Source organism: Brevundimonas mediterranea, from assembly GCF_011064825.1.
GTDB classification, from domain to species: domain Bacteria; phylum Pseudomonadota; class Alphaproteobacteria; order Caulobacterales; family Caulobacteraceae; genus Brevundimonas; species Brevundimonas mediterranea_A.
This window is the reverse complement of the sequence record NZ_CP048751.1, coordinates 2,688,889-2,712,775: the sequence shown is the minus strand read 5'-3', so window position 1 is coordinate 2,712,775 and position 23,887 is coordinate 2,688,889. Positions and strand designations below refer to the sequence as shown.

Sequence of the window (23,887 nt, the reverse complement as noted above, 5' to 3'; positions counted from 1 at the left end):
CCTCTCCCGAAGGCGAAAGCCTCGACTACCGCGAAGGTTGCCTCGGCGCACATGAACCGTGGCTGTACGTGAATGTTCGGCGGCGTTTTCTTTTCGGGCGAATAGGCCTATATCGAAACCATAAGCGCCCGGTCGAAAGGCCGGGCGCCGTCGTATCCAACGCCAGCCGAACCCCCATTCGGCGGCCCCACCATTCCGGGACGAACGCCCCATGAGCGACATTCTGATGCCGAAGGCCACTGCGGTCTGGCTGGTCGACAACACCTCCCTCAGCTTCGAGCAGATCGCCGATTTCTGCGGCCTGCATCCGCTTGAAGTGCGCGGCATCGCCGACGGCGACGTGGCCCGCGACATCCGCGGCGTCGATCCCGTCACCGGCGGCCAGCTGACCCGCGAGGAACTGGACAAGGCCCAGGCCGACGAGAACTATCGCCTGAAGGCCATCGTCAGCCGTCACGCCGAACTGATGAAGTCGGCCAAGCCGGCGCCCAAATACACGCCGGTCTCGCGTCGCCAGGACCGTCCGGACGCCATCGCCTGGTTCGTGCGCAACCACCCGGAAGTGACCGACGCCCAGATCGCCAAACTGCTGGGCACCACCAAGTCCACGATCGAAAGCGTGCGCAACCGCACCCACTGGAACAGCGCCAACATCAAGCCGGTCGATCCCGTGACCCTGGGCCTGGTCGGCCAGCTGGTGCTGGACGAAATCGTCAAGAAGGCCGCCGACAAGAAGACCAAGGACGACCTGAAGAAGGGCGGCGGCACCATCCAGCCGGTGGAGGAAGTCGAGGCCGAACCCGAGTTCGTGCCGGAAGCCCGCCAGCGTCCCGGCGCCGAACCGACCGCCGCGTCGGTGTTCGGCACCAAGGACTGAGACGCGTCGCCTCCTCCCATCGCTACGCGACAGGGCGGAGACAGAACGAAAAACGGCCCCGGAGATCGCGCTCCGGGGCCGTCGTCGTTTTCGGGAGGTCGTGCGCCCCTTAGTGGGCCCGCGCCTCCAGACTGGTGATTTCTTCCTTCAGCCGGAGCTTCTTCTGCTTCAGCTCCCTGACCTGCAACGTGTCCACGGACGGACGGGTGAGCTCCTTCTGGATCGTCTGATCCAGGGTGCGATGACGATTACCCAGTTCGCGAATACGAGCCTCGATGGTCATGGCTTGCGCCTCCGTAGGTTAGGGACCAGTAGAGTGAGCGCCCGGTTCGGCAGGCTGTGGAATCACATTCCAGTGACAGCCGGTTTCGCCGGACCCACGGAGGCTGACCCTTAAAATGGTCCATGATGTGAACGGAGCCATACGGAACCCTCCTTATCGGCTGGTCGTAGGAATTTCAGGGGCTTCCGGAGCGATTTATGGCGCACGGGTGCTGGACGCCCTGAAGGATCTCGGCGTCGAAAGCCATCTGGTGGTGTCCAAGGCGGCCCTGCTCACATTGTCGCAGGAGACGGATTTGTCGCCTGCCGAGCTGACCGCCAAGGCGACCGTCGTCCACAAGATGGCCGACGTCGGGGCCACGATCGCCTCCGGCTCGTTCAAGACCCTGGGCATGATCGTCGCCCCCTGTTCGGTGAAGACGATGAGCGAGATCGCCACCGGCGTGACCTCGTCCCTTCTGACCCGCGCCGCCGACGTGACCCTGAAGGAACGTCGGCCTCTGGTGCTGATGGTGCGCGAGACGCCCTTCCATCTGGGCCATCTGCGGACCATGACGGCCCTGACCGAGATGGGGGCGATCATCGCCCCGCCCCTGCCCGCCTTCTACGCCCGGCCGGCGTCGATCCTGGAGATGGTGGACCAGTCGGTCGGCCGGTCCCTGGACCTGTTCGGCCTGGACTGGAGCGCCGTGCGGCGCTGGGAGGGGCTCAAGTGACGGCCGCTCAATCCACACCCCTGTGGGACTGGGCGGTCGCCGCCTATGCCGCGCCGGGCGTCAGCGAGGCCTGTGTGGCCTTGCAGGACAATCATGAGCAGAATGTGCCGGTCCTGCTGTGGTCCGCCTGGATCGCGGCCACGGGTCGCAATCCGGACGCCGAGACCATCGAGGCCGCCTGCGACACCGCTCGCGCCTGGGACAGCGTCGTGGTGGCGCCGCTGCGTGCGATCCGCCGCACCCTGAAGGCGCCGATCCCCGACATCGACGACGAACCCCGCCAGGCCGTGCGCGACCGGGTCAAGGCGCTGGAGCTGCTGGCGGAGCGACACCTGCTCGAGGCCTTGGAGGCCCTGGCGTCGGAGGCGCCGACCGGCTCGCCTCGCCCCTTTGTCGAGGCCCTGGTCGCGACGGCGCGGGTCTGGGCCCAGGTTACGCCGCGTCCCGCCCTGATCCGGCTGGCCGACGCCCTTCCGGCCTGAGACGCCTGTGGCTATAATCGTTTCGGGGATTGCACGATGAATGACGACGTTCCGGAATACAGCGAGGAAGAGGCGGCGCTTCACGCCCGCGTCAAACTGCTGCGCCTCGAACATTCCGACCTTTCCGCCTCCATCGACGCCCTGACCGAAGCCGCCGTTCCCGACCAGCTGATGATCGCCCGGCTGAAGCGCAAGAAACTGGCTATCAAGGACGAGATCGTGAAGATCGAGGACCAGATCCTGCCCGACATCATCGCCTGACCCTTCGGCGGATTGCGCCGGGCGCGGAATGTTGATAACGACTCGCAAAATAACGAGGACGATCATGGCGACTGCAAGCACCGGCTGGGACGCGCGCTATGCCGCGACCGACGACTATGTGTTCGGCACGGCCCCCAGCCGCTTTCTGCTGAACCACGCGAAGGCTCTGACACCGGGCAGTCGAATTCTCGCCCCCGCCGACGGCGAGGGTCGCAACTCCGTGTATTTGGCGTCTCTGGGTCACGATGTGGTGGCGACCGACATCTCGCCGTCCGGCCAGGACAAGGCGCGAAGCCTGGCTCGCGAAGCGGGCGTGGAGGTGGATTTCAGGGTGCAGGACCTGCAGGACTGGGCTTGGCCCCAGGCCGCCTATGACGCCGTCGTCGCTGTCTTCATCCAGTTCGCCGCCCCTGATTTCAGACACCAGATTTTCGAGGGCATGAAGAGGGCCGTCAAACCCGGCGGCTTGATCCTGCTGCACGGCTATACCCCGCGCCAGATCGAATACGGCACCGGCGGTCCGCCCCAGGTGGACCACCTCTATACGCCGGAGCTGTTGCGCCAGGCCTTCGGGGATTTCGAGATCGAGACGCTGGACGCTTATGACGCCGATCTTCACGAAGGTTCGGGCCACCATGGCCGCTCGGCCCTGATCGATCTGATCGCACGCCGTCCCCCGGGCTGACGCTCTGCGACCATCCGCCGCCAGACGACGGCCCAAAAGTCGCCCCAGCCGCCGGGCATAAGCCGGCCTCCCCTGGGACGGCCGCCGCGAGACCGCGCCGCCGCGCCTTCAAATCCAGAGCGTGAATACGCTGGAGACGCCGCCGAATGCGACGCCTGCTGACCGACGCGCCCCTGGCGCGCTGCAAGAGCCTTCTGATCCACTCCGGCCAGACGGTCGCCTTCGCCGCCGTGGCCGTGCTGGCCGCCGCCGCCGCCCCCGGCGTGACGCGCGAGACCCCGCCGCCCGCCCTGGCCGCCGCCCCCGTGGCCCCGCCGGTCAAGGCCCAGGTCGAGGCGCCCGGTCCGGTGATGCGCCAGATCGTCTTCTCGGCCCCGGTGCGCGGCTATGCGATCAACTCGCCCTACGGCCTGCGCAAACTGGCGATCGAGGCCCGCGCCCGCGCCCACAAGGGCGTCGACATCGCCGCGCCCAAGGGAACGACCGTCTTCACCGCCGCAGAAGGCCGGATCGTCCGCACCGGCTATGACGCCGGCGGCTACGGCAACTTCATCGAAGTCCGCCACCCCAACGGCCTCAGCACCGTCTATGGCCATCTCAGCCGCATCGACGTGGCCAGCGGCGACGCGGTCACGCCCGGCCAGCGCATCGGCCTTGTCGGCTCCACCGGCTATTCCACCGGTCCCCACCTTCATTTCGAGGTCCGCCGCAACGGCGGCCAGGTGAACCCGACCAAGGTCATGGGCCGACATTTCGACGTGGCGGTGAAGGCCAAGGCCTGAGCAATCCGTTGCGACGCGGGCCGAGATCGTCCTAACCTCCCCTTTCTGTGGAGGGACTGGATATGAACAGATTTGTCGCCGCCGTTGTCGCGACCGCCTTGTCAGCCGCCCCCATCGCCGCCTCGGCCCAGAACTACAACCGCTACAGCGACGCGGCGGCCCAGTCCGAACTGTCCCGCATCGCCGATGTCGAGATGGCGGTGATGGTTCCGATGCGGGACGGGGTGGGCCTGGCGACCAACATCTATCGGCCCAAGGGCGCCAAGGGGCCCCTGCCCACCGTCTTCGTCAGGACGCCCTATAACGAACTGGCCAATAACGCCCGCACGACGCGTAGCGCCCTGACCTGGGTCAGCCGGGGCTACGCCCTGGTGATGCAGAACGAACGGGGGCGCTACTTCTCGCAGGGCGATTACGAAATCCTGGGCTATCCCCAGACCGACGGCTATGACGCCCTGACCTGGATCGCGGCCCAGCCCTGGTCGAACGGCAAGGTCGGCACCCTCGGCTGTTCCTCCTCGGCCGAGTGGCAGCTGGCCCTGGCCGCCCAGAACCACCCGGCCCACGCCGCCATGGTCCCCCAAGCGTCTGGCGCGGGCATCGGCAAGGTCGGCCGGTTCCAGGAACAGGGCAACTGGTACACCGGCGGCGTGCCCCGCAACCTGTTCTTCGTCTGGCTGTACGGCGTGGACAATCCGCAGCGGGCCCAGATCCCCGGCGATATCGATCAGGAAACCCGCGCCCGGATCGTCCGCTACAACGATCTGGACGCCGAGAAGCCGGACGTGAACTGGCCCAGCCAGATCCGCCACCTGCCCGTCAACGAGATGATGAAGGACCTAGGCGAGCCGCCGGCGACCTTCGAGGCGTTGATCGCGCGGACGCCGGACGATCCAGCCTGGCGCGAAGGGGGCCTGTATCATGACGACATGGGCTGGGGCGTGCCGTCGCTGTGGTTCAACAGCTGGTACGACGTGTCCATCGGACCGAACATGGAGCTGTTCAACCACGCCCGTTCCACCACTCAGGACCGCGAGGCGGCCGAGAACCAGTATATGGTGGTCGGGCCGAACAACCACTGCGCCTTCGGCGGCCTGGGGCCGAACTTCCGCTCCGGCGACCGGGACCTGGGCGACGCCAGCTTTGACAGCGACGCCCTGGTCGCCGCCTGGTTCGACCGCTGGCTGAAGGGCGAGGCCCGCGCCTTCCCCGCCACCACCCCGCATGTCCAGTATTTCAACATGGGCGAAAACAGGTGGCGCACCGCCGCCCAGTGGCCGCCGCAGGGGGTCGAGACGGTGCGGATGTATCTGCGCTCGGCCGGCGAGGCCAACAGCCTGAACGGGGATGGCCGGCTCAGCCTCGAAGCGCCGCCCGTCGGCGAAGCGGCGGACCGCTATCGCTATGATCCGATGAACCCGGTCCAGACCATCGGCGGCGGCGACTGCTGCAACGGCGGCCTGGTCACGGCCGGCGCCTTCGACCAGCGACCGATCGAGGCGCGCAACGACGTGCTGGTCTATACGTCCGAGCCGCTGACGGCGCCGATGCAGGTGACCGGCTTCATCGATGCGGTGCTGAAGGTGTCATCCTCGGCGGCGGATACAGACTTCGCCGTCAAGCTGGTGGACGTGGCGCCGGACGGGACGGCCTATATTCTGGGCGACACCATCATGCGGGCGCGCTACCGCGACGGCTATGCGCGGCCGACGCCCCTGGTCCCCGGCCAGGTGGCGACGGTGCAGCCCACACCGATGACGGTCAGCAACACCTTCCAGCCCGGCCACCGGATCCGCGTGGAGGTGACCAGCTCCAACTTCCCGAAGTTCGTCCGCAACCTGAATACGGGCGGCCCAAACGAGACGGAAACCCAGAGCGTGATCGCAGACAACGCCCTCCACCACGCGGGCGAGGACGCCTCCTATATCGACCTGCCCGTCCTGAAGTAGGGGCGCGACGGCGAAGCGGCTGGCCTGAACCGCTTCGGCCTTGCTAGGCTGACTGCAACTGTGGGGGGAGACGAGATGACGGCGGCGTTGACGCTGGAGAGCGTAAGCAAGCGGTATGGCGGGTTCGACGCCGTGCGCGATCTCAGTTTTCAGGTGCCCAAGGGCTCGATCTGCGGCTTTCTGGGCCCGAACGGGGCGGGCAAGACCTCGACCCTGCGGATGATCCTGGGGCTGCAGGAGGCGACCGCGGGGCGGATCGATATTCTGGGCGCGCCCAATGGGCGGTTCGTGCGCGACCGGATCGGCTTCCTGCCCGAGGAGCGCGGCCTCTACAAGAAGATGACCCCGGTCGAGGCCATCGCCTTCTTCGGCGCCCTGAAGGGCCTGCCCATGAACGAGGGCAAGAAACGCGCGAAACTGCTGCTGGAGCAGCAGGGCCTGGGCGCGGCGCAGAAGAAGATGATGAAGGAGCTGTCCAAGGGGATGGCCCAGAAGGTCCAGCTGATCGCCGCCGTGGTCCACAAGCCCGAGTTCGTCATCCTGGACGAGCCCTTCTCCGGCCTTGACCCGATGAACCAGCAGGGGCTCGAAGAGATGATCCGGGGGCTGGCGGCGGACGGGGCCACCGTCCTGTTCTCGACCCATGTGATGCAGCACGCCGAACGGCTGTGCGACAAGGTCGTGCTGCTGGCCCGGGGCAAGAAGGCCTTCGAGGGTTCGGTGGACGAGGCCAAGGCCACCTCGCCGCGCTTTCTTGATCTGGACGGCGCCATCACCCCCGAGGCGGCGGCGGCCCTGCCCGGCGTGGCGGGGGTCGAGACCCTGTCCGACCAGGACGGGGTGCGACGGCTGAAGATCGCCCTGGCGCCCGGCGCCGGCGGCCAGGAGACGCTGAAGGCGGCCTTCCTGAACGGGCTGGACGTGCGCGGCTTCGCCCTGAAGGAGCCGACCCTGCACGACGCCTTCATCGGCCTGACCGGGGACCATCCCGATCAAGCCGTCACCCTTTCGGAGGCGGTCCAATGAAGCGCACCCTGCTGATCGCCCGGCGCGAATATGTCGCCTACGCCAAGACCGTGGGCTTCTGGCTGTCGCTGCTGGCCTTGCCGTTGTTCGCCGTGCTGGGCGGCGGCATTCCCCTGCTGATCCAGTCGGCCGAACCGATCAAGGCCGTGGCCGTCGTCGAGGACGGTCCGACCGCCACGGGCCTGGCCGCCGCCGTGCGCGCCTCGCTCCAGTCCGATCTGGACCGTCAGAACGAGCGTCTGCGCGAAGCCGCCGAAAAGGGACAGGCCGGCGCCGGCCGCGCCGTCGCCTCCATCAGCGGTCCCAAGATCCGCCTGGTCGCCCCGCCGCCCGCCATCGCCGAGGCGACCGGCCCGGCCCGCGACGCCGCCATCAAGACGGCCCTGGACAAGGAGACGCCCAAGGACCGCCGCCTGGACGCGGTCGTCTTCCTGAGCCGCGTCGACGGCAAGCCCGCCGCCCAGGTCTGGACCGGCCGCGCCAACGACAACGACGTCTCCGGCTTCATTCGCGGCGCCCTGCGCGACGCCCGCCGCACCGAACTGCTGACCGCCGCCGGGGTCGCCCCGGCCGTGGCCCAGGAGGTGCAGAGCTTCCGCCCCGAGGTGAAGGCCTTCTCGCCCAACGCCGCCAGCGGAGGCGAGGTCTCGATGCGCGACCGCATCCCCTCCTTCATCGGCCTGGCCGCCGGCTTCCTGCTATGGTCCCTGGTCATCACCGGGGCCTCCATCCTGCTGAACAGCGTGATGGAGGAGAAGTCGAATAAGATCCTGGAGGTCCTGCTGTCGTCGGCCTCGGCGACCGAAATCCTGACCGGCAAGGTGCTGGGCGTGGCGATGCTGACCCTGAGCGTGCTGGTGGTCTGGGGCGGGATCGGAACGTTCGGCCTGCTGTCCGCCTCGCCCCAGACGGCGGCGACGGTCGGACAGGTGCTGATGCACGACGGCCTGGTCTTCTATTTCATCGCCTATATGGTCGGCGGCTATCTGATGTACGCGGTGCTGTTCGCGGCCATCGGCGCCTTCTGCGAGACGCCGCGCGACGCCCAGACCCTGATGGGACCGATCATGATGATCCTGGTCGTGCCCATGCTGGTCATGCAGATGGCCCTGACCAGTCCCGACGCGCCGGTGGTCAAGGTCCTGTCGTGGATTCCCTTCTTCACCCCCTTCCTGATGAGCGCCCGCGCGCCCAGCGATCCGCCTCTGGTCGAGATCGTCCTGACCCTGATCGGCATGTTCGCCACCGCCGCCCTGATGGTCTGGATCGCCGGCCGCGCCTTCCGGGCCGGCGCCCTGTCGGACGTCAAACTGAGCTGGAAGACCTTCGGCCGGGCGATCACCGGCCGGGGATGAGGGCGAGACGCGGTCTCCTCCCCGCTTCGCAGGGAGGAGACAAAGAAAAAGGCCGCCTCCTTGCGGAGGCGGCCTCGAATCTTTTGGCCTGAGCGTGAGCCTTAGCGGCTGCCGCCAGCGGCGCCGGGGCCGGGAACCCGCGGCTTCGGCGGGGGCAGCAGGCCTTCGCGCTGAGCGCGCTTGCGGGCCAGCTTACGGGCGCGGCGGACAGCTTCGGCCTTTTGACGGGCGCGCTTTTCCGACGGCTTTTCGTAATGCACGTGGCGCTTCATTTCACGGAAGCTGCCTTCGCGTTGCATCTTCTTCTTGAGGGCTTTCAGCGCTTGATCGACGTTATTATCGCGAACGAAAATCTGTACCAGGTTGAACTCTCCTTTGGCCGCCCGCCGCGTCCTGTGAGGGAGACGGGCGAACAAAATAAAATTGTCTTCCGAAAGTCGGGCTCCCGGATGAAGGCGCGCTGATACACGAGCCGCCCCATTCTGTCCAGTTCGTCGCAACCATTCTTCGAGGCTCGAAAGCCCGATGAGACGGGCGTATGATCCGCCCATGACACAGAACGACGATTGGGCCGACCGGACCGAACAGACCGTGCTGGATGCAGCCGTCGCGCGCGCCCCCGCCCTGGGCTGGAACGCCCGTCTGGTGCGGGAAGCCTGCGAGGCCTGCGGCCTGTCGCGCGGCGACGAGGAACTGCTTCTGCCCAATGGCGCGCGCGATCTGGCCGCCCTGCTCTCGCGCCGCCATGACGCCCGTGCGCTTGAGGCCCTGGGCGTAGTCGACGCCAAGTCCTTGAAGATACGTGAGAGAATCGCCCGCGCCGTGTCCGAGCGGATGGAGGCCGGCGCCGCCGACCTGGAGGCGACCCGTCGCTGCGCCGCCTTCCTCGCCCTGCCGACCAACGCCGACCTGGGGCTGAAACTGGCCTGGGAGAGCGCCGACCACCTGTGGCGCTGGGCCGGCGACGAGACCACGGACTGGAACCACTATTCCAAGCGCACCATCCTGTCGGGCATCCTGATCCCCGCCCTGACGATGCGCTGGTTCGACGGTCGCGCGCCGGCCGAGGCCTTCGTCGCCCGTCGAATCGAAAACGTCATGGCCTTCGAGAAATGGAAGGCCGGCAAGGATTTCGAGGCGCCGTTCCGCAGGGTGAGCGACGCCCTGAGTCGGATGCGCTACGGGGCGAAGGACCAGCCCGCGTCCTGATTCGCGCGTCGGCCGCGCCAAAGCCGCCAGCCCCCGCCCCACAGCAAAACGGCCCCCGGATCGCTCCGGGGGCCGTTCTGTTAGGCGACGACATCCGTCTGGCCTCAAGTAGCGCGTGAGCGCGTTAGGCCAAAAGAATGATTACTCGATGATCTTGGCGACGACGCCGGCGCCGACGGTGCGGCCGCCTTCACGGATGGCGAAGCGCAGGCCCTGGTCCATGGCGATCGGGGTGATCAGTTCGACGTTCAGCTCGGCGTTGTCGCCGGGCATGATCATTTCGACGCCTTCCTTCAGCTGCACGATGCCGGTCACGTCGGTCGTGCGGAAGTAGAACTGCGGGCGATAGTTGGTGAAGAACGGGGTGTGACGGCCGCCTTCTTCCTTGGTCAGGATGTAGGCCTCGGCCAGGAACTTGGTGTGCGGGGTGATCGAACCCGGCTTGCACAGAACCTGACCGCGCTCGACGTCTTCACGCTTGGTGCCGCGCAGCAGAACGCCGACGTTGTCGCCCGCCTGACCCTGGTCCAGCAGCTTGCGGAACATTTCGACGCCGGTGCAGGTCGTCTTCTGGACCGGGCGGATGCCGACGATCTCGACTTCTTCACCGACCTTGACGATGCCCTTTTCGACGCGGCCCGTGACCACGGTGCCGCGGCCCGAGATCGAGAAGACGTCTTCGACCGGCATCAGGAAGGGCAGGTCGACCGGACGTTCCGGCTGCGGGATGTAGCTGTCGACGGTTTCCATCAGGGCCAGAACGCGCTGTTCGCCGATTTCCGGGTTCACACCGTCGGTCGCGGCCTTGGCCGAACCCTTGGTGATCGGAATATCGTCGCCCGGGAACTGGTACGACGAGAGCAGCTCGCGCACTTCCATCTCGACCAGTTCCAGCAGTTCTTCGTCGTCGACCAGGTCGACCTTGTTCATGAAGACCACCAGGGCCGGCACGCCGACCTGACGGGCCAGCAGGATGTGCTCGCGGGTCTGCGGCATCGGGCCGTCGGCGGCCGAAACCACCAGGATCGCGCCGTCCATCTGCGCCGCGCCGGTGATCATGTTCTTCACATAGTCGGCGTGGCCGGGGCAGTCGACGTGGGCGTAGTGACGGTTGGCCGTCTCATACTCGACGTGCGCCGTGTTGATCGTGATGCCGCGGGCCTTTTCTTCCGGCGCAGCATCGATGTCCGCATAGGCCATAGCCTTGGCGCCGCCGGCCTTCGCCAGCGTCATCGTGATCGCCGCCGTCAGCGTCGTCTTGCCGTGGTCAACGTGGCCGATCGTGCCGATGTTGCAGTGCGGCTTCGTGCGTTCGAACTTTTCCTTGGCCATGGCCAAACTCCTGATGGCCCGGGTTGAGGGGCGCGATGCTGATCAAAAAACCTGGAGCGGGTAGACGGGATCGAACCGACATCCTCAGCTTGGAAGGCTGCTGCACTACCATTGTGCTATACCCGCGCGGAGACTGCGGAAGTTCTTGGGGAACGCCGCAGCCGGTTCCTCTCCGTCGTCCTGATCCATCGTATCCGTCAAGGCGCGTGGTGGGGGAAGAAGGACTCGAACCTTCGAAGCTTACGCAGGGGATTTACAGTCCCCCCCCTTTGCCACTCGGGACATTCCCCCAGCGCGCCTTGTCGAACCGATGGACCCCTCGTTCCGCCCTTAATCAAGCGGGACGAAACAAAAGCCTTCGGCTTGTCGCCTCCTCTAGGATAGAGGGGGCGCCCAGACCCGAAAGCCCTTGGGGCTCCAAATCGGAGGGCGTCTTATAGTGTCGTCGAAAACAGAACGCAACGACCGTAAAAGCGGTAAAAAACCGGTCTTCGGAAACCGGTCTTCCGGCCCGCGCGAAAAGGGGCAAAAGCCCGTCACACAAGGCTTTTCCAGCCGCGAGGAGCCCCCTCGCGCGCCCCGTTCGGCGGACCGGAGCAAGTCCGACGCCGATAATTTTCTCTGGGGCCGTCATCCGGTCCTGGCCGCGCTGGCGAATCCCGCGCGTCGCGGCATGGGCCGGTTGCTGGCCACGGCCGAGCGCGCCGCCGAGATCGAACAGGGCCAACTGGCCCACGGCCACAAGATCGAGGTCGTCGAGGTTCAGGCCCTGACCCGGATGCTGCCGGCCGGCGCCGTCCACCAGGGCCTGGCCTTCAAGGTTCAGCCGCTGGAGGGCGTTTCGCTGGAAGAGCTGGCCGAGCCGGCCCAGGGCGTCATCGTCATGCTGGACCAACTGACGGATCCCCAGAACGTCGGCGCCATCTTCCGCTCGGCCCTGGCCTTCGGCGCGCGGGGCATCGTCGTCCAGGACCGCCACGCCCCCGCCCTGGCCGGCGCCCTGGCCAAGGCGGCCGTCGGCGCCACCGAACGCCTGCCGCATGCCCGGGTGACGAACCTGTCGCGGGCGCTGGAACGACTGGCTGACCTGGGCTGGCGCGCCGTCGGCCTGGACGGAACGGGAGAACAGACGCTGGAGGAGGCTTTGGACCGCCAGCCGACCGTCCTGGTGATGGGGTCGGAGGGCGACGGCATCCGCCGACTGGTGGCTGAACACTGCGATGTCCTGGCCAAGATCCCCATGCCCGGCGGATTCGAGAGCCTGAACGTCTCCAACGCCGCCGCCGTCGCACTTTATGAAGCCGCGCGCGCGCAACGCGGCTGACAGACGGCCGCACCGGCGTTAAGGAGCGGACATGGAATTTCTCTCGTCTCCCGAACTCGCCAGCCAGGCCACGGCGCTGGGCCAGGTCCTGCTGATGGACCTGGTCCTCGCCGGCGACAACGCCGTCGCCGTGGGCCTGGCCGCCGCCGCCCTGCCCCAGGATCAGCGCAAGAAGGCCATTCTGATCGGTCTGGCCGCCGCCGTCGTCATGCGCATCGGCTTCGCCCTGATCACGGTCCAGCTTCTGGCCCTGGTCGGCCTGCTGCTGGCCGGCGGGCTGCTGCTGCTGTGGGTCTGCTGGAAGATGTGGCGCGAACTGCAGGAGCAGCGCACCCACGACCAGGCCGAGGCGGAGAAGGAGCTCGAGCTCGCCATGAGCATCGAGCACGGCACCGGCCCCTCGCCCGAAGAACTGGGGCTCAAGCGCAAGTCGTTCGGCGCCGCCCTGCTCCAGATCATGGTCGCCGACATCACCATGTCGCTGGACAATGTGCTGGCCGTCGCCGGCGCCGCTCATGAACATCCGTGGATCATGGTCTTCGGCCTGATCCTGTCCATCGCCCTGATGGGGGTGGCGGCGACCTTCATCGCCAAACTGCTGCACCGTTTCCGCTGGATCGGCTATATCGGCCTGGTCGTCGTGCTGTATGTCGCCCTCCACATGATCTGGGACGGCGCCCGCCAGGTGGTGGTCCGCACCGGCAATATGGATGAGTTCAACGCCTCCGCCCCGGCCTTCATCGAGATCAGTCCCGAGGAAGCCGCCAAACACCTGGGCCACAAGCGCACCGAGACCAGCCCGACCCCGGCCCCGGCCGAACCCGCCGCGCCTGCGCCGACGCCCGCGCCATGACCGTCGCCACGGTCGATGTCGAAACGGCCGCCGCCTGGCTGCGCGCGGGCGAGGCCGTTCTGATCGACGTGCGTGAGGCGGACGAGTTCGCCGCCGCCCGCATCGACGGCGCGATTCTGGCCCCCCTCAGCGCCATGCCCGCCGCCTGGGAGGCGCTGGACCTCCCGGCGGATCGCCGGATCATCGTCATGTGCCTGCGCGGCGGCCGCAGTCACCAGGTCTGCGCCTTCGTCGGCCCGACCGGCCCCGAGGGCCAGCCCCTGTTCAACCTGACCGGCGGCATCCAGGACTGGCGCGCCGCCGGTCTGCCGATCATCGAGGCCTAGGCCGCTTCGGAATACTGGTCGAACGCCCTCAGGGCGTCGGCCGCGTACATCAGGGCCGGCCCGCCGCCCATATAGACGCACATCGCCATGGCCTCGGCGATCTCGTCGCGCGTGGCTCCCAGATCCTTCAGCGCCTTGGCGTGAAAGCCGATGCAGCCGTCGCACCGCTGCGTCACCCCGATGGACAGGGCGATCAGTTCCTTGGTCTTCTTGTCCAGCGCCCCTTCGGCCGTGGCCGACTTCGCCAGTTCCGAAAAGGCCTGCATCGGCCCGGGCTGCAGCCGGCGCAGTTCGCCGATGTAGGTCGAGATGTCGCGGGTCAGCGCCGCATAGTCCTTGGCCATGACAGCCTCCTTCTCAATTCATATTTTTACGATATGAGACGAGCATGGAATGTAAAGACGCCTTGACGGTGAAATTGTCCCACGCTCTTCCGCAGCGCGTGGACGACGCCTCCGCCTTTCTGAAGGGTCTGGCCAATCCCCACCGGCTGATGATCCTGTGCGCCCTGGCCCAGGGCGAGCGGAACGTCTCGGCCCTGATCGCCGAAACGGGCGTGGCGCCCGCCTCCATGTCGCAGCATCTGTCCAAGCTGAAGGACGAGGGGGTGGTGGATTGCCGCCGCGACCACCGCACCCTGACCTATTTCATCGCCCATCCCGCGACGATCCAGATCATGGCCGTGCTGTACGACCATTTCTGCGCGCGCGACGACGCCTGACCGGGCGCGGCTTTGCGCCGCCCCCAGGGCGCTCAAGCGTAGAGTTTAATCCGTTGTCCCTGCCTTCAGGGGGAACCGGCCGTTCGGCTTAGTCCGCCCCGCCGAACCGTTCGGACCATTCGGCCACCTGGGCGTCCTCGATCTTGGCGAACAGAACGCCCTGGGCCGCCACGGCCTGACCGACGGCCAGGCTGTTCAGCACATCCTCGTCAGCCCCGGGCCAGCTCAGGTCGCTGGACCCGACCGACGCCGCGATCTTCTCGGCCGAGAAGGGCAGGATCGGCGCCGCCAGACGCGCGAACAGGGCCACCAGATTTAGCCCGGTCCGCACACCCACCGCCGCGCGGTCGCGGTCGGTCTTCAACGCCGTCCAGGGCGCCGCGACCTGCAGATATTCGTTGCCCAGCACCCAGACGGCGCGCAGCGCGGACGCGGCCTTGCGGAACTCCATGGCCTCGAACTGTTCGGTCGCCTCGGCGATTCCCGCCTTGATGTCGGCTTCCAGCTGGATCTCGACCGGACCCGCCTCGCCGCCCTCGGGCACGACGCCGTCGAACTTGGACTCGGCGAATTTGACGATCCGGTTGACGAAATTCCCCAGCACATCGGCCAGGTCCTTGTTGGTCGAGGCCTGGAAATCCTCCCAGGTGAAGGCCGAGTCCGCGTGTTCCGGCCCATAGGCCGTCAGGCGCCAGCGCCAGTAGTCGGCCGGCAGCAGCTCCAGCGCCTGGTCCATGAAGACGCCGCGTTTCTGGCTGGTCGAGAATTTGCCGCCGTACCAGTTCAACCAGTTGAAGGCCTTCAACTGGTCCACCGTCTTCCACGGCTCGCCCGAGCCGATGATGGTCGCCGGGAAGCTGACGGTGTGGAAGGCGACATTGTCCTTGCCCATGAACTGGACATAGCGGACGTCCTCGGCCCCCTCGTCCAGACGCCACCAGTCGCGCCACGATCCGCCGGTCGCCTCGGCCCATTCCTCGGTCGCGGCGATATATTCGATGGGGGCGTCGAACCAGACGTAGAAGACCTTGTCCTCCATGCCGGGGCGGGGGAAGCCGTCCTTCAGCACCGGCACGCCCCAGGCCAGGTCGCGGGTGATGCCGCGGTCGATCAGCCCCTCGTCCAGATGCTTGTAGGCGATGGACTTGGCCAGCACCTGCCAGCCGGTCTTGCTGTCGACCCAGGCGCGGATCTGGGGCTCGATCCTGGTCTGGAGCAAGTAAAGGTGGCGGGTGTCGCGCACCTCCAGGTTCTTGGAGCCCGACACCGACGAATAGGGATCGATAAGGTCGGTCGGATCCAGCAGCCGCCCGCAGTTGTCGCACTGATCGCCCCGCGCCCCGACATGGCCGCAGTGCGGGCAGGTGCCCTCGACATAGCGGTCGGGCAGGAAGCGGGCGTCGTCGATCGAATAGATCATCCGATCCACCCGCTCCTCGATCAGGCCGTTCTTCTCCAGGGCCTCGGCGAAATGCTGGGTCAGGCGATGGTTCTGCGGGTTCGACGACCGGCCGAACCAGTCATAGCTCAGGCCGAAGGCCTGGCCGGCCGCCTTCTGGATCTCGTGCTGCTCGTCGCAATAGGTGCGCACGTCCTGGCCGGCGGCGGCGGCGGCCAGCTCGGCCGGGGTGCCGTGCTCGTCGGTGGCGCAGATGTAGAGGACCTCATGCCGGCTTCCATCAGGAAGAACTTGGGCCCGCTTGAACCGCGCCCAGACGTCGGCCGGCAACATCGAGCCCGCCAGATTCCCCAGGTGCTTGATGCCGTTGATGTAGGGCAGCGCCGAGGTGATGAGGATGCGGGCCATGATCGTCCAGGAGTTCGGGGAAGCGCAGGGATATAGAGAGCGGAAGCGGCGACGTCACCTCTCCCTCCCCTACATGGGGAGGGAGATTCTATGGCAGGCGCCGCGCCACCCTGACGAACCGCCCGGTCAGCAGGACAGACGAGGCCAGGCTGGCGATCACCACCGCCCAGACCAGACCGTCGACGCCCATCCGGTGCGCCAGAATCCAGCCCAGCGGCATCATCACCGCCCCATAGGCCACGAAATGCATGATCGTGGGCCACCAGACGTCGCCCGCCGCCCGGTTCGCCTGGGCCGCCACCACCTGGATTCCGTCCGCGACGAAGAACAGGGTCGCCAGCACCAGGGCCGGGGCGGCGATGGCCAGCAGCACCGGATCGCGATTGTAGGCGCCCACGATCAGATGCGCGCTGGGCCACACCAGCAGGGCGACGATGAAGGTCATGGCGCTGACCACCCCCAGCCCGACCAGACCCGCCCGCAACACCCCTCGCCCGTCGCCCGCCCCATAGCTGCGGCCCACCAGCACCGCCGTCGCCGACGACAGCCCCATGGGCAGCATGAAGACGATGGCCGAGACGTTCAGCACCACCGCCCAGGCCGCCGTCTCCGCGGCGCCGATCTGGCCGGCGAAGAAGGTGAAGCCGGAAAAGGCCCCGACCTCGATGAAATAGGACGCGCCGGCGCCCAGCCCTACCTTGACCTGTTCACGCGCCGCCTTGGGGTCGCGTTCGGGCTTGTCGAAGATACCCAGCGCCCGCGCCTCGGGCAGGCGCAGGATATAGACCACCAGGAAGATCGCCAGCGCCGCCCGCGCCCCGAACGTCGCCCAGGCCGAGGCGAAGGCGCCGTCGAAGCCGATGCCCAGCAGGTCCGGCACCAGCACGATATTGAGCGCCAGATTGACCCCGTTGGCGATCCACATGGCCACCATGCCGGGCTTGGGCCGTCCCAGGGCCTCCAGGAAGAACTGGCCCGTCACCGAGATCAGATAGAAGGGCATGGACAGGGCGAAGACCACCAGGGCCGGCCCCGCCCCCTCGGCCAGTCCGTCCTCCAGCCCGATCTTGCCCAGGCCCCACGGCCCCACGGCGATCAGGGCGATCATCGACACCACCCCGATCTGCAGCGAATAGGTCATGCCCCGCCGCAGCACAGACCCGACCGCGTGCCGACGTCCCTCGCCCAGCATCCGCGCGGTCATCACCTGCACGCCCAGCATCAGGCCCACCGCCGTCGTCACCACGATCGAGGTCGGCGCCCAGGCCAGCGAATGGAAGGCCAGTTCCTTGCTGGAGAAATTCCCCACCACGATGGCGTCCGTCAGCCCCATGGTCATGATGCCGATCCGCGCCAGGATCACCGGCCATGCCAGGTGCAGCAGGTCGCGAAAGGCGGAACGGGTCTGGAAACTGAGCGCGATCATCGGAGCCGGCACAGGCCACGCCCGACCGCCCCGGTCAACACCCAAAAACCGTGTGGCTCTGGCCTACCAGGCGCCCAGTTCGCGAAGCTGGCGCACCAGTTCCTCCGGCGCCTCGCCCGCGTCGAGGTCGGTCAGATCGACCGGCGCGTCCTTGGGCTCGAAATAGCGCCAGCCCTGGAAAGGCCGGCGCGCCATTGGCGCCGTGCGAACGACCTTGGGCTCCAGCGTGATCTCGCACCGGCTCTGCTTGCCCTCGCCCAGGGTGGCGATGTCGAGCACGCGCTGGCGGCAGACGATCACGCCCTTGACCACCCAGTACAGCGACCCGCCGTCCTCGATCTCGGGCGCGCGTTTCGGCGTCATCCGGGTATGGACCACCAGCGGCCCGCCCTTGGCCGCACGGGCCTCCAGCCAGTCGACGTCGGGAACCCCGACGCCCAGTTTGATCATGTGAAGCGGCATGGCGCCCACGTAGTCGCCCTTATCCGCCTTGGCCAGATTCTTTAACGACGAAGCCGGATCATGGCCCGCGCGCTACCGGACGCCACGGAACCAGTATGTACGGATTGATCACGCGCCTGACCGCATACCCGGGTCGCCGCGACGAACTCGCTCTGCTCCTGATGGACCCCGCCGTCAGGAAGCACGGCTGTCATTCCTATATCGTCGCGCACGATCTGGTCGACGCCGACGTCCTCTGGGTCACGGAGGTCTGGGCCGATCAGCCGACCCATCTGTCCTGGAGCGAGGATCTGCGTCAAAGCGGCGCCTGGCGCCCCATCTACGGCCTGATGGCCAAGATGGACGACTCGATCCAGACGCGGCCTCTCGGCGGCATCGGGCTTTAGTCCGCCGCCTTCACCACCGCCAGAACCGCCGCCTCGACCACCTGATCGCCCACAGCCGCCACATGCTCGACGACCCCGTCGAAGGGCGCCGTCAGGGCATGCTCCATCTTCATCGCCTCCAGCACCACGACGGGCTGGCCCTTGGCGACGACGTCACCCGCCTTCGCGGGTACGGCGACGATCTTGCCGGGCATGGGGGCGCGAAGGGCGCCGTCGGAGACCGCTCCGGCGCCTGAGCCCACGGCGGCGCGATGCGGAGTCACCCGGCGCGCCTCGCCGTCCACGAACAGGACGAAGCCGTCATCGATCACCTGATAGCCGAACAGCGCCTCGCCGGCCTGCACCTGGTCGAATCCGATCTGGGCCGTCCTTCCCTCGGCGCCGCGCCATCCCGCCTCGACCGGGGTCACGGCCCCAGACACGCCCCGGCCGTCCACATGCGCCCAGACCATCGTCTGAGCGGGCGCGTTCAGACGAACCCCATACGACAGGCCCGGCTGGCCGCCCCAGGGGCTGAACCGGTCAGACCCGGCCGCCTCTCCATCGCTCGCCGCCTCCGCGATCAGGGTCAGGGCCGCCAGCGTCGCCTCGGCGGTCTCGACCGGCTGCAGCGCCGCCTCCTCCGCCGCGATGAACCCCGTATCCACATCCCCCGTCACGAAGCGCGGATGGTCCAAACAGCGTTTCAGGAAGCCCGCATTGGTCTTGACCGGCCAGACCTCGACCTCGCCCGCCGCCTCGGCCAGCCGCGCCGCCGCCGCCTCGCGCGTGTCCTCATGCACGATCAGCTTGGCGATCATCGGATCGTAGAACTGGCTGACCTCGCCGCCCTGTTCCACGCCGGTATCGACGCGAATTCCGTCCGGCATGACGAAATGCTCCAGCCGCCCGATCGACGGCAGGAAACCGTTCGCCGGATCCTCGGCATAGAGGCGCGCCTCCATGGCCCAGCCGTTCAGCTTGATCTGATCCTGCTTCAGCGGCAGGGGCTCGCCCGCCGCCACGCGGAACTGCCATTCGACCAGATCGACGCCGGTCACGCTTTCCGTCACCGGATGCTCGACCTGCAGCCGGGTGTTCATCTCCATGAACCAGATCCCGTCCGCCTTCAGCCCGTCCGAGGCGTCGGCGATGAATTCGATGGTCCCGGCCCCGACATAGTTGACCGCCTTGGCCGCCTTGATCGCCGCGCCCGTCACGGCGGCCCGCACGGCCTCGCTCATGCCCGGCGCCGGCGCCTCTTCGATCACCTTCTGGTGGCGGCGTTGCAGCGAACAGTCCCGCTCGAACAGATGAACCACATCCCCGTGCCGATCCCCGAACACCTGCACCTCGATATGGCGCGGGCGGGTGATGTAGCGTTCGATCAGCACCCGGTCGTCGCCGAAGGCCGCGGCCCCCTCGCGCTTGGCGCTGGCCAGACCAGCGGCGAAATCGGCCGGATCATCGACCCGTTTCATCCCCTTGCCGCCGCCGCCCGCCACCGCCTTGATCAGCACCGGATAGCCGATCCGCGCCGCCTCGGCCGTCAGGGTCGCTTCCGACTGGTCCGCGCCCTGATAGCCCGGCGTCACCGGCACCCCGGCCTGGATCATCAGTTCCTTGGCCGCGTCTTTCAGCCCCATGGCCCGGATCGAGGCCGGGTCCGGTCCGATCCAGATCAGACCCGCCGCTGCAACAGCTTCCGCAAAGTCCGCGTTTTCGCTCAGGAATCCGTAACCGGGATGGATCGCCTCCGCCCCCGTCGCCTTGGCCGCCGCCAGCACCTTGGCGCCGTCCAGATAGCTCTCGCGCGCCGCCGCCGGCCCGATCCGCACCGCCTCGTCGGCCTCGCGCACATGCAGGGCCTGGGCGTCGGCCTCGGAATAGACGGCGATGGTGCGTAACCCCATCCGCTTGGCGGTGCGGAAGACACGACAGGCGATTTCGCCGCGATTGGCGACCAGGACGGACTTGAACATGACGCGTTCTTAGCGAGGCGCGGCGGCTGTGTCTTCACCTCCCCATCGGCGAAGGCCGATGGGGAGGACAGATCGCGCAGCGATCAAGCGGGGGTGCCTCGGTCTCAGACAGACCTACGCCTTCACCACCCCTTCGCCCCCTCCTGGCGACCTACGGCCGCCGGTCCTCCCCGTTCGCCTTCGCGAACAGGGAGGTGAAGTTTCCCTCGCCTTCCGCTATCCCTCCCCCATGTCCCTGCGCCCCCTCTTCGTCACCCAGGTCTATGAAGCCTCCCTCGCCGAGGGCCGAGGCTGGGCCGAGTTCAACGAGCAACTGATCGACGTCGTCCGCATGATGGCCGAGGAGGATGCGGCCGGCCGCCGCTGGTGCCGCGACAACGCCTATCGCGGCTACACCTCCTACGCCTCGCTGAACGACCTGCCCCAGCGCTTCCCCGAGTTCGCCGAGTTGAAACGGCACCTCGACCGGCACGCCGTCGCCTACGCCAAGGCCCTGAATTTCGACCTGGCCCGCAAGCCCCGGCTCGACAATCTCTGGGTCAACATCCTCAAGCCCGGCGGCGGCCACACCAGCCATATCCACCCTCACGCCTTCCTGTCGGGCACCGTCTATATCGACATCCCTGACGGCGCCTCGTCGCTGAAACTGGAAGACCCCCGCCTGCCCTTCATGATGGCCCGCCCCTCCGTCACCGAGGACGCGACCGAGGCCGAACGCCCCTTCGTCTATCTGACGCCCCGCCCCGGCACGATCCTGATGTGGGAAAGCTGGCTGCGCCACGAGGTCCCGACCAACCAGGCCAAGTCCGACCGCATCTCGATCAGCTTCAACTACGCCTGAGACGAACTTCCGCCCCATTCCAGCGTCGCCCCGATTGAATGGCGCGCTGTCTCGGGACCCCCGTAGGGGTGGAGGGGCTCTTGGCGCCCCACCAACTTTTCCGAAGCGTTTGCCCCCTCCGTCACGGCGCTTTGCGCCGCGCCACCTCCCCCAAGGGGGGAGGAATGCGAACACCAAAATCCTCCCCCTCTGGGGGAGGTGGATCGCCGGCGAAGCCGGCGAGACGGAGGGGGCCCGAACGGGTCCAACTGTCACAATGACGCTGGGTCCATCCCCGTGAATCCAAGGGCTTGTCAGTTTCTCGCCCCGACTTCCCCGCCAGGGTTTCCCCACCCCCTATAATCACGCCCGGTCTCGTCGCTTGGAGGGCTCGTAAGGCCTGCGACCTTGCGGCGGCGGGAGCGGATGGAACGGGAGCGGGGGGGGCAACTCCTCCGCGCCGACGGCGTCTCCGGACGTCGCCGGAGGGTCGAGGGGGATACTCGGCCGCACTCGGGACGGGGTTTCGCAGACCCTGCCGACCCGTCGCAGGCTTATGGGGTTAGGCGATAAGACCGCCACCGCTCGGCGCCCCGAGCTTGCAGGCCAACCAACCGCGCGGGGCGTCAAACCTTCGTCGAAACGGTAACCAAAACACAAAACTCCGGGCGAAGGCCCGGCGCCCCGCCCAGCCCTCCATGAACTTCGCAGCGAAAGCGCGGGGACGATCAGTCGCGTCCGGTCTTTCTCAACAGCCTGTCCCGCGCCGCATTGACCCGCGTCGCCAGGCCCTCGGTTCCGCCCTGGTCGGGGTGGGCGCGGCCCATGGCCTTTTTCCAGGCCGTGCGGATCTCGGCCTCGGTCGCGCCGGGACGCACGCCCAGAACGGCGCGGGCGTCGGCTTCGCTGATCGGTTCGGATCGCACCACGGGCCGGATGCGCGACGACCAGGCCAGATACAGCCCCGCCGTCGCCAGCACGCCCGCCCACAGCCAGGCGCCGCGAAACGCCGACAAGGCGCCTCCGGCCAGCAGCACCGATCCCAGCAGGGTCGCCGTCACGCGCCAATGGGCCCGGCCGCGCCGCTCGGTCTGGCGGCCCAGCCGCACCAGGGCCCAGACGGCGATCGCCGCCAGGGCCAGCCAGATCAGGCTCATGCGGTCAAATCGCCTTTCAGGCGGCCACGTCCAGAGGCGCCAGGGCCTGTTCCAGACCCATGGCCTTCATCAGGTTGCGCAGTTCCTGGCGCGCCGCGACATGGGCCAGGGACACGGCCACCGGACGGATGTCGTTCGACAGGTCGGCGACGGTCAGGCCGAACGGGAACAGTTCGCGATAGATGACCCGGTCGCGCAGGCCCGGCCCGACGCGGAAGCCGACCCGTTTGGCCAGCTTGTTCATCCGCTCTTCCAGGCGTTTGCGGTTGCGCGCCTCGGCCACGGCCAGGCGATTGGTCACCACCAGCCAGTCGATGGTGGCGTTCCGGCCCTGGCTGATCGCCCGGACCTTGCGCGCCTCCCAGACGCTTTCGGAATAGATCGAGGGCTTCAGCAGATCCAGCGACACGGGGTCCACCTCGCCCAGCAGGTCGAAGTCGACGAAACTGTCGTTCATCGGCGTCACGATCTGGTCGGCCCGCGCGTGGGCCGCGCTGGACACGGCGGTGTCGCCGCCGGGGGTGTCGATCAGGATGGCGTCCACGCCCGCCGCCACGGCCTCGTCGAAGGCGCGTTCGAAGGCGGCGATCTGCTCGTCCACCCCGCCCTTGGCCAGAGCCTTGCCGTCGCCCATGTCGGGCATGAAGGGCTGGGGCAATTCCTGCCTGTTCGCCGCCAGCCAGGCCAGGCGATTGGTGAAGAACCGCTGCATCGACCGCTGGCGCAGGTCCAGATCGATGATCGCGACAGAGCGCCCCGCATGCAGCAGGCCGGTGACGATATGGATCGCCAGGGTGGACTTGCCCGCCCCGCCCTTCTCGTTGCCGAGGACGATCACGTGAGGCTGCGTCATGGAGGAAACCCTCTGTGGCGACCGACGCGACTCAACACTGCGCGGCCTTCGGACGGGGCAGAGTCGGCGCACCGGCCGCAAACGTCAACGAGGCGTTAACGCGTAGCTGTGGACTTCAGCCCCAAGTTCAGCCGGCGCGGCGGCACCACGGGTCCGCCACCTGGGCGGCGGCGCACAGGGCGGACGCGGCCTCGACCGGAATCGGCCCGACCTTCAGCCGCGTCAGGCTGCGGCCGTTGACCTCGACGCCCTCGAACACCGGCGACAGGTTCGACAGGCTGGCGCGGGCCTTCAGCTGCGTCCAGGCGGCCTGCGCCCCGGCCCGGCTGGAATAGGCGCCCAGCTGGACCATGCGGCCTTCGGCGCGCGGCCCCGCGCCAACGACGGCGGGGCGCAGCTTGGGCGGCTCGCTCCGCGCGACAGCCTGTTCGACCATGGCCCTGGCCACGACCGGCGCAGCGGCGCGCAGGGCCGGCTCGACCGCCGGCTCCGCCATACGCGTCACGGCGCCGCGCAGGCCGTCTTCGCTCTTGTCTTCGGCCAACGCCAGAGAGCCGCCCCGGCTCAGGACGTCCCGCGCATCCCACATCTGATGCGGCGTGAGCACCGCCACATGGACGGGCGAGAATTTGGCGGGACGCAAGCCCTGGGCCTGCGCTGTCTGACGCGACGCCGCGCCGGGACCGATGGCCTTGGGATCCAGCGGGATGTCGATGGCGGCCACGCGCTCGGCCATCGCCTGGAAACTCTGGCGGTCGCCCTCGGCCGCCCCACAGCCGGGAAGGGCCAAGGTAAGCGCGATCAGAACTGGACGGGTCGCTCGTGCTGGCGTCAT

Annotated in this window: 27 protein-coding genes and 2 tRNA genes; 16 read left to right on the top strand and 13 right to left on the bottom strand. The window is 67.7% G+C overall.

The features are described from left to right. Positions 1–211: 211 nt before the first annotated feature. Positions 212–877, top strand: a complete 666-nt coding sequence (locus GYM46_RS13280; protein ID WP_008263868.1) for a DUF1013 domain-containing protein — start codon at positions 212–214, stop codon at positions 875–877. A 109-nt stretch (positions 878–986) separates the two neighbouring features. Here GYM46_RS13280 and GYM46_RS13275 read toward each other — a convergent pair whose 3' ends face one another. Then, positions 987–1,160: a YdcH family protein gene (locus GYM46_RS13275; RefSeq protein ID WP_008262715.1), complete on the bottom strand. Its 174-nt coding sequence runs from the start codon at positions 1,158–1,160 to the stop codon at positions 987–989. A 115-nt stretch (positions 1,161–1,275) separates the two neighbouring features. Between GYM46_RS13275 and GYM46_RS13270 the strand changes: the two genes are divergently transcribed. The 8 genes from GYM46_RS13270 (at position 1,276) to GYM46_RS13235 (ending at position 8,415) form a co-directional block, all read left to right on the top strand. Continuing rightward, positions 1,276–1,875, top strand: a complete 600-nt coding sequence (locus GYM46_RS13270; RefSeq protein ID WP_050771658.1) for a UbiX family flavin prenyltransferase — start codon at positions 1,276–1,278, stop codon at positions 1,873–1,875. Next, positions 1,872–2,357 (top strand): TIGR02444 family protein, encoded by a 486-nt coding sequence (locus GYM46_RS13265; protein WP_008259634.1) that lies wholly within the window; start codon positions 1,872–1,874, stop codon positions 2,355–2,357. The genes GYM46_RS13270 and GYM46_RS13265 overlap by 4 nt, the downstream gene beginning before the upstream one ends. A gap of 36 nt (positions 2,358–2,393) precedes the next feature. After that, positions 2,394–2,618: a YdcH family protein gene (locus GYM46_RS13260; RefSeq protein ID WP_008264154.1), complete on the top strand. Its 225-nt coding sequence runs from the start codon at positions 2,394–2,396 to the stop codon at positions 2,616–2,618. 64 nt (positions 2,619–2,682) lie between these two features. Beyond that, positions 2,683–3,303 carry an SAM-dependent methyltransferase gene (locus tag GYM46_RS13255; protein ID WP_008260655.1) on the top strand — a complete coding sequence of 207 codons (621 nt, stop codon included), beginning with the start codon at positions 2,683–2,685 and terminating at the stop codon, positions 3,301–3,303. Between the two features lie 146 nt (positions 3,304–3,449). Next, complete coding sequence (locus GYM46_RS16965) at positions 3,450–4,085, top strand: M23 family metallopeptidase (RefSeq protein WP_008262584.1); 636 nt, start codon at positions 3,450–3,452, stop codon at positions 4,083–4,085. Positions 4,086–4,147: 62 nt separating this feature from the next. Beyond that, positions 4,148–6,034: a CocE/NonD family hydrolase gene (locus tag GYM46_RS13245; protein WP_040349697.1), complete on the top strand. Its 1,887-nt coding sequence runs from the start codon at positions 4,148–4,150 to the stop codon at positions 6,032–6,034. A gap of 75 nt (positions 6,035–6,109) precedes the next feature. After that, positions 6,110–7,060: an ABC transporter ATP-binding protein gene (locus tag GYM46_RS13240; RefSeq protein ID WP_008263140.1), complete on the top strand. Its 951-nt coding sequence runs from the start codon at positions 6,110–6,112 to the stop codon at positions 7,058–7,060. Beyond that, a complete protein-coding gene (locus GYM46_RS13235) occupies positions 7,057–8,415 on the top strand; it encodes an ABC transporter permease (protein WP_008260990.1) in 1,359 nt (452 codons plus the stop codon). Before GYM46_RS13240 ends, GYM46_RS13235 begins: the two co-directional genes overlap by 4 nt. A gap of 101 nt (positions 8,416–8,516) precedes the next feature. Here GYM46_RS13235 and rpsU read toward each other — a convergent pair whose 3' ends face one another. Next, on the bottom strand, positions 8,517–8,777 hold the full coding sequence (gene rpsU, locus GYM46_RS13230) for a 30S ribosomal protein S21 (protein WP_035310689.1): 261 nt from the start codon (positions 8,775–8,777) through the stop codon (positions 8,517–8,519). 187 nt (positions 8,778–8,964) lie between these two features. Here rpsU and GYM46_RS13225 point away from each other — a divergent pair, with 187 nt between their 5' ends. Beyond that, on the top strand, positions 8,965–9,624 hold the full coding sequence (locus GYM46_RS13225; RefSeq protein WP_008261005.1) for a COQ9 family protein: 660 nt from the start codon (positions 8,965–8,967) through the stop codon (positions 9,622–9,624). Between the two features lie 141 nt (positions 9,625–9,765). Here the strand turns inward: GYM46_RS13225 and tuf are convergent, their stop codons facing one another. From tuf to GYM46_RS13210, 3 genes are all read right to left on the bottom strand, one after another. Continuing rightward, positions 9,766–10,956: an elongation factor Tu gene (tuf, locus tag GYM46_RS13220; protein WP_040349698.1), complete on the bottom strand. Its 1,191-nt coding sequence runs from the start codon at positions 10,954–10,956 to the stop codon at positions 9,766–9,768. Positions 10,957–11,008: 52 nt separating this feature from the next. Next, positions 11,009–11,082: transfer RNA gene (locus GYM46_RS13215), tRNA-Gly, on the bottom strand. 81 nt (positions 11,083–11,163) lie between these two features. Next, positions 11,164–11,247: transfer RNA gene (locus GYM46_RS13210), tRNA-Tyr, on the bottom strand. 148 nt (positions 11,248–11,395) lie between these two features. On the opposite strand from GYM46_RS13210, the gene rlmB reads away from it, so the two are divergent. Genes rlmB through GYM46_RS13195 form a run of 3 tightly spaced genes read left to right on the top strand, consistent with a single transcriptional unit; the run spans position 11,396 to position 13,459 of the window. Next, positions 11,396–12,280: a 23S rRNA (guanosine(2251)-2'-O)-methyltransferase RlmB gene (gene rlmB / locus GYM46_RS13205; protein WP_008261285.1), complete on the top strand. Its 885-nt coding sequence runs from the start codon at positions 11,396–11,398 to the stop codon at positions 12,278–12,280. 31 nt (positions 12,281–12,311) lie between these two features. Further along, positions 12,312–13,133: a TerC family protein gene (locus tag GYM46_RS13200; RefSeq protein WP_008262837.1), complete on the top strand. Its 822-nt coding sequence runs from the start codon at positions 12,312–12,314 to the stop codon at positions 13,131–13,133. After that, complete coding sequence (locus GYM46_RS13195) at positions 13,130–13,459, top strand: rhodanese-like domain-containing protein (protein WP_008259958.1); 330 nt, start codon at positions 13,130–13,132, stop codon at positions 13,457–13,459. Before GYM46_RS13200 ends, GYM46_RS13195 begins: the two co-directional genes overlap by 4 nt. Here GYM46_RS13195 and GYM46_RS13190 read toward each other — a convergent pair. Beyond that, a complete protein-coding gene (locus tag GYM46_RS13190; RefSeq protein ID WP_008258902.1) occupies positions 13,456–13,803 on the bottom strand; it encodes a carboxymuconolactone decarboxylase family protein in 348 nt (115 codons plus the stop codon). The two genes, GYM46_RS13195 and GYM46_RS13190, sit on opposite strands and share 4 nt — an antisense overlap. Before the next feature lie 44 nt (positions 13,804–13,847). Here GYM46_RS13190 and GYM46_RS13185 point away from each other — a divergent pair, with 44 nt between their 5' ends. Further along, positions 13,848–14,180: an ArsR/SmtB family transcription factor gene (locus GYM46_RS13185; RefSeq protein WP_050771659.1), complete on the top strand. Its 333-nt coding sequence runs from the start codon at positions 13,848–13,850 to the stop codon at positions 14,178–14,180. 88 nt (positions 14,181–14,268) lie between these two features. On the opposite strand, the gene metG is transcribed toward GYM46_RS13185, so the two are convergent. From metG to GYM46_RS13170, 3 genes are all read right to left on the bottom strand, one after another. Further along, entirely contained in the window at positions 14,269–15,987 is a 1,719-nt protein-coding gene (gene metG / locus GYM46_RS13180; RefSeq protein WP_008262540.1) for a methionine--tRNA ligase, read from the bottom strand. Between the two features lie 88 nt (positions 15,988–16,075). Continuing rightward, entirely contained in the window at positions 16,076–17,425 is a 1,350-nt protein-coding gene (locus tag GYM46_RS13175; RefSeq protein ID WP_156796452.1) for an MATE family efflux transporter, read from the bottom strand. A gap of 51 nt (positions 17,426–17,476) precedes the next feature. Further along, entirely contained in the window at positions 17,477–17,875 is a 399-nt protein-coding gene (locus GYM46_RS13170) for a DUF1489 family protein (RefSeq protein ID WP_035311052.1), read from the bottom strand. Between the two features lie 95 nt (positions 17,876–17,970). On the opposite strand from GYM46_RS13170, the gene GYM46_RS13165 reads away from it, so the two are divergent. After that, positions 17,971–18,261: a putative quinol monooxygenase gene (locus GYM46_RS13165; RefSeq protein ID WP_008259000.1), complete on the top strand. Its 291-nt coding sequence runs from the start codon at positions 17,971–17,973 to the stop codon at positions 18,259–18,261. Here the strand turns inward: GYM46_RS13165 and GYM46_RS13160 are convergent. Continuing rightward, entirely contained in the window at positions 18,258–20,222 is a 1,965-nt protein-coding gene (locus GYM46_RS13160; protein ID WP_008263534.1) for an acetyl/propionyl/methylcrotonyl-CoA carboxylase subunit alpha, read from the bottom strand. The genes GYM46_RS13165 and GYM46_RS13160 overlap by 4 nt on opposite strands. Positions 20,223–20,451: 229 nt before the next feature. On the opposite strand from GYM46_RS13160, the gene GYM46_RS13155 reads away from it, so the two are divergent. Beyond that, positions 20,452–21,063, top strand: coding sequence for a TIGR02466 family protein (locus tag GYM46_RS13155; RefSeq protein WP_008259957.1), 612 nt, complete (start codon positions 20,452–20,454; stop codon positions 21,061–21,063). A gap of 707 nt (positions 21,064–21,770) precedes the next feature. Here the strand turns inward: GYM46_RS13155 and GYM46_RS13150 are convergent. The 3 genes from GYM46_RS13150 to GYM46_RS13140 all read right to left on the bottom strand — a co-directional run bounded on the left by GYM46_RS13150 (position 21,771) and on the right by GYM46_RS13140 (position 23,842). Further along, complete coding sequence (locus tag GYM46_RS13150) at positions 21,771–22,199, bottom strand: J domain-containing protein (protein ID WP_008261021.1); 429 nt, start codon at positions 22,197–22,199, stop codon at positions 21,771–21,773. Positions 22,200–22,215: 16 nt separating this feature from the next. Beyond that, positions 22,216–23,052: a division plane positioning ATPase MipZ gene (locus GYM46_RS13145; RefSeq protein ID WP_035308288.1), complete on the bottom strand. Its 837-nt coding sequence runs from the start codon at positions 23,050–23,052 to the stop codon at positions 22,216–22,218. A 127-nt stretch (positions 23,053–23,179) separates the two neighbouring features. Then, positions 23,180–23,842: an SPOR domain-containing protein gene (locus GYM46_RS13140; protein WP_008262580.1), complete on the bottom strand. Its 663-nt coding sequence runs from the start codon at positions 23,840–23,842 to the stop codon at positions 23,180–23,182. Positions 23,843–23,887 lie beyond the last annotated feature (45 nt).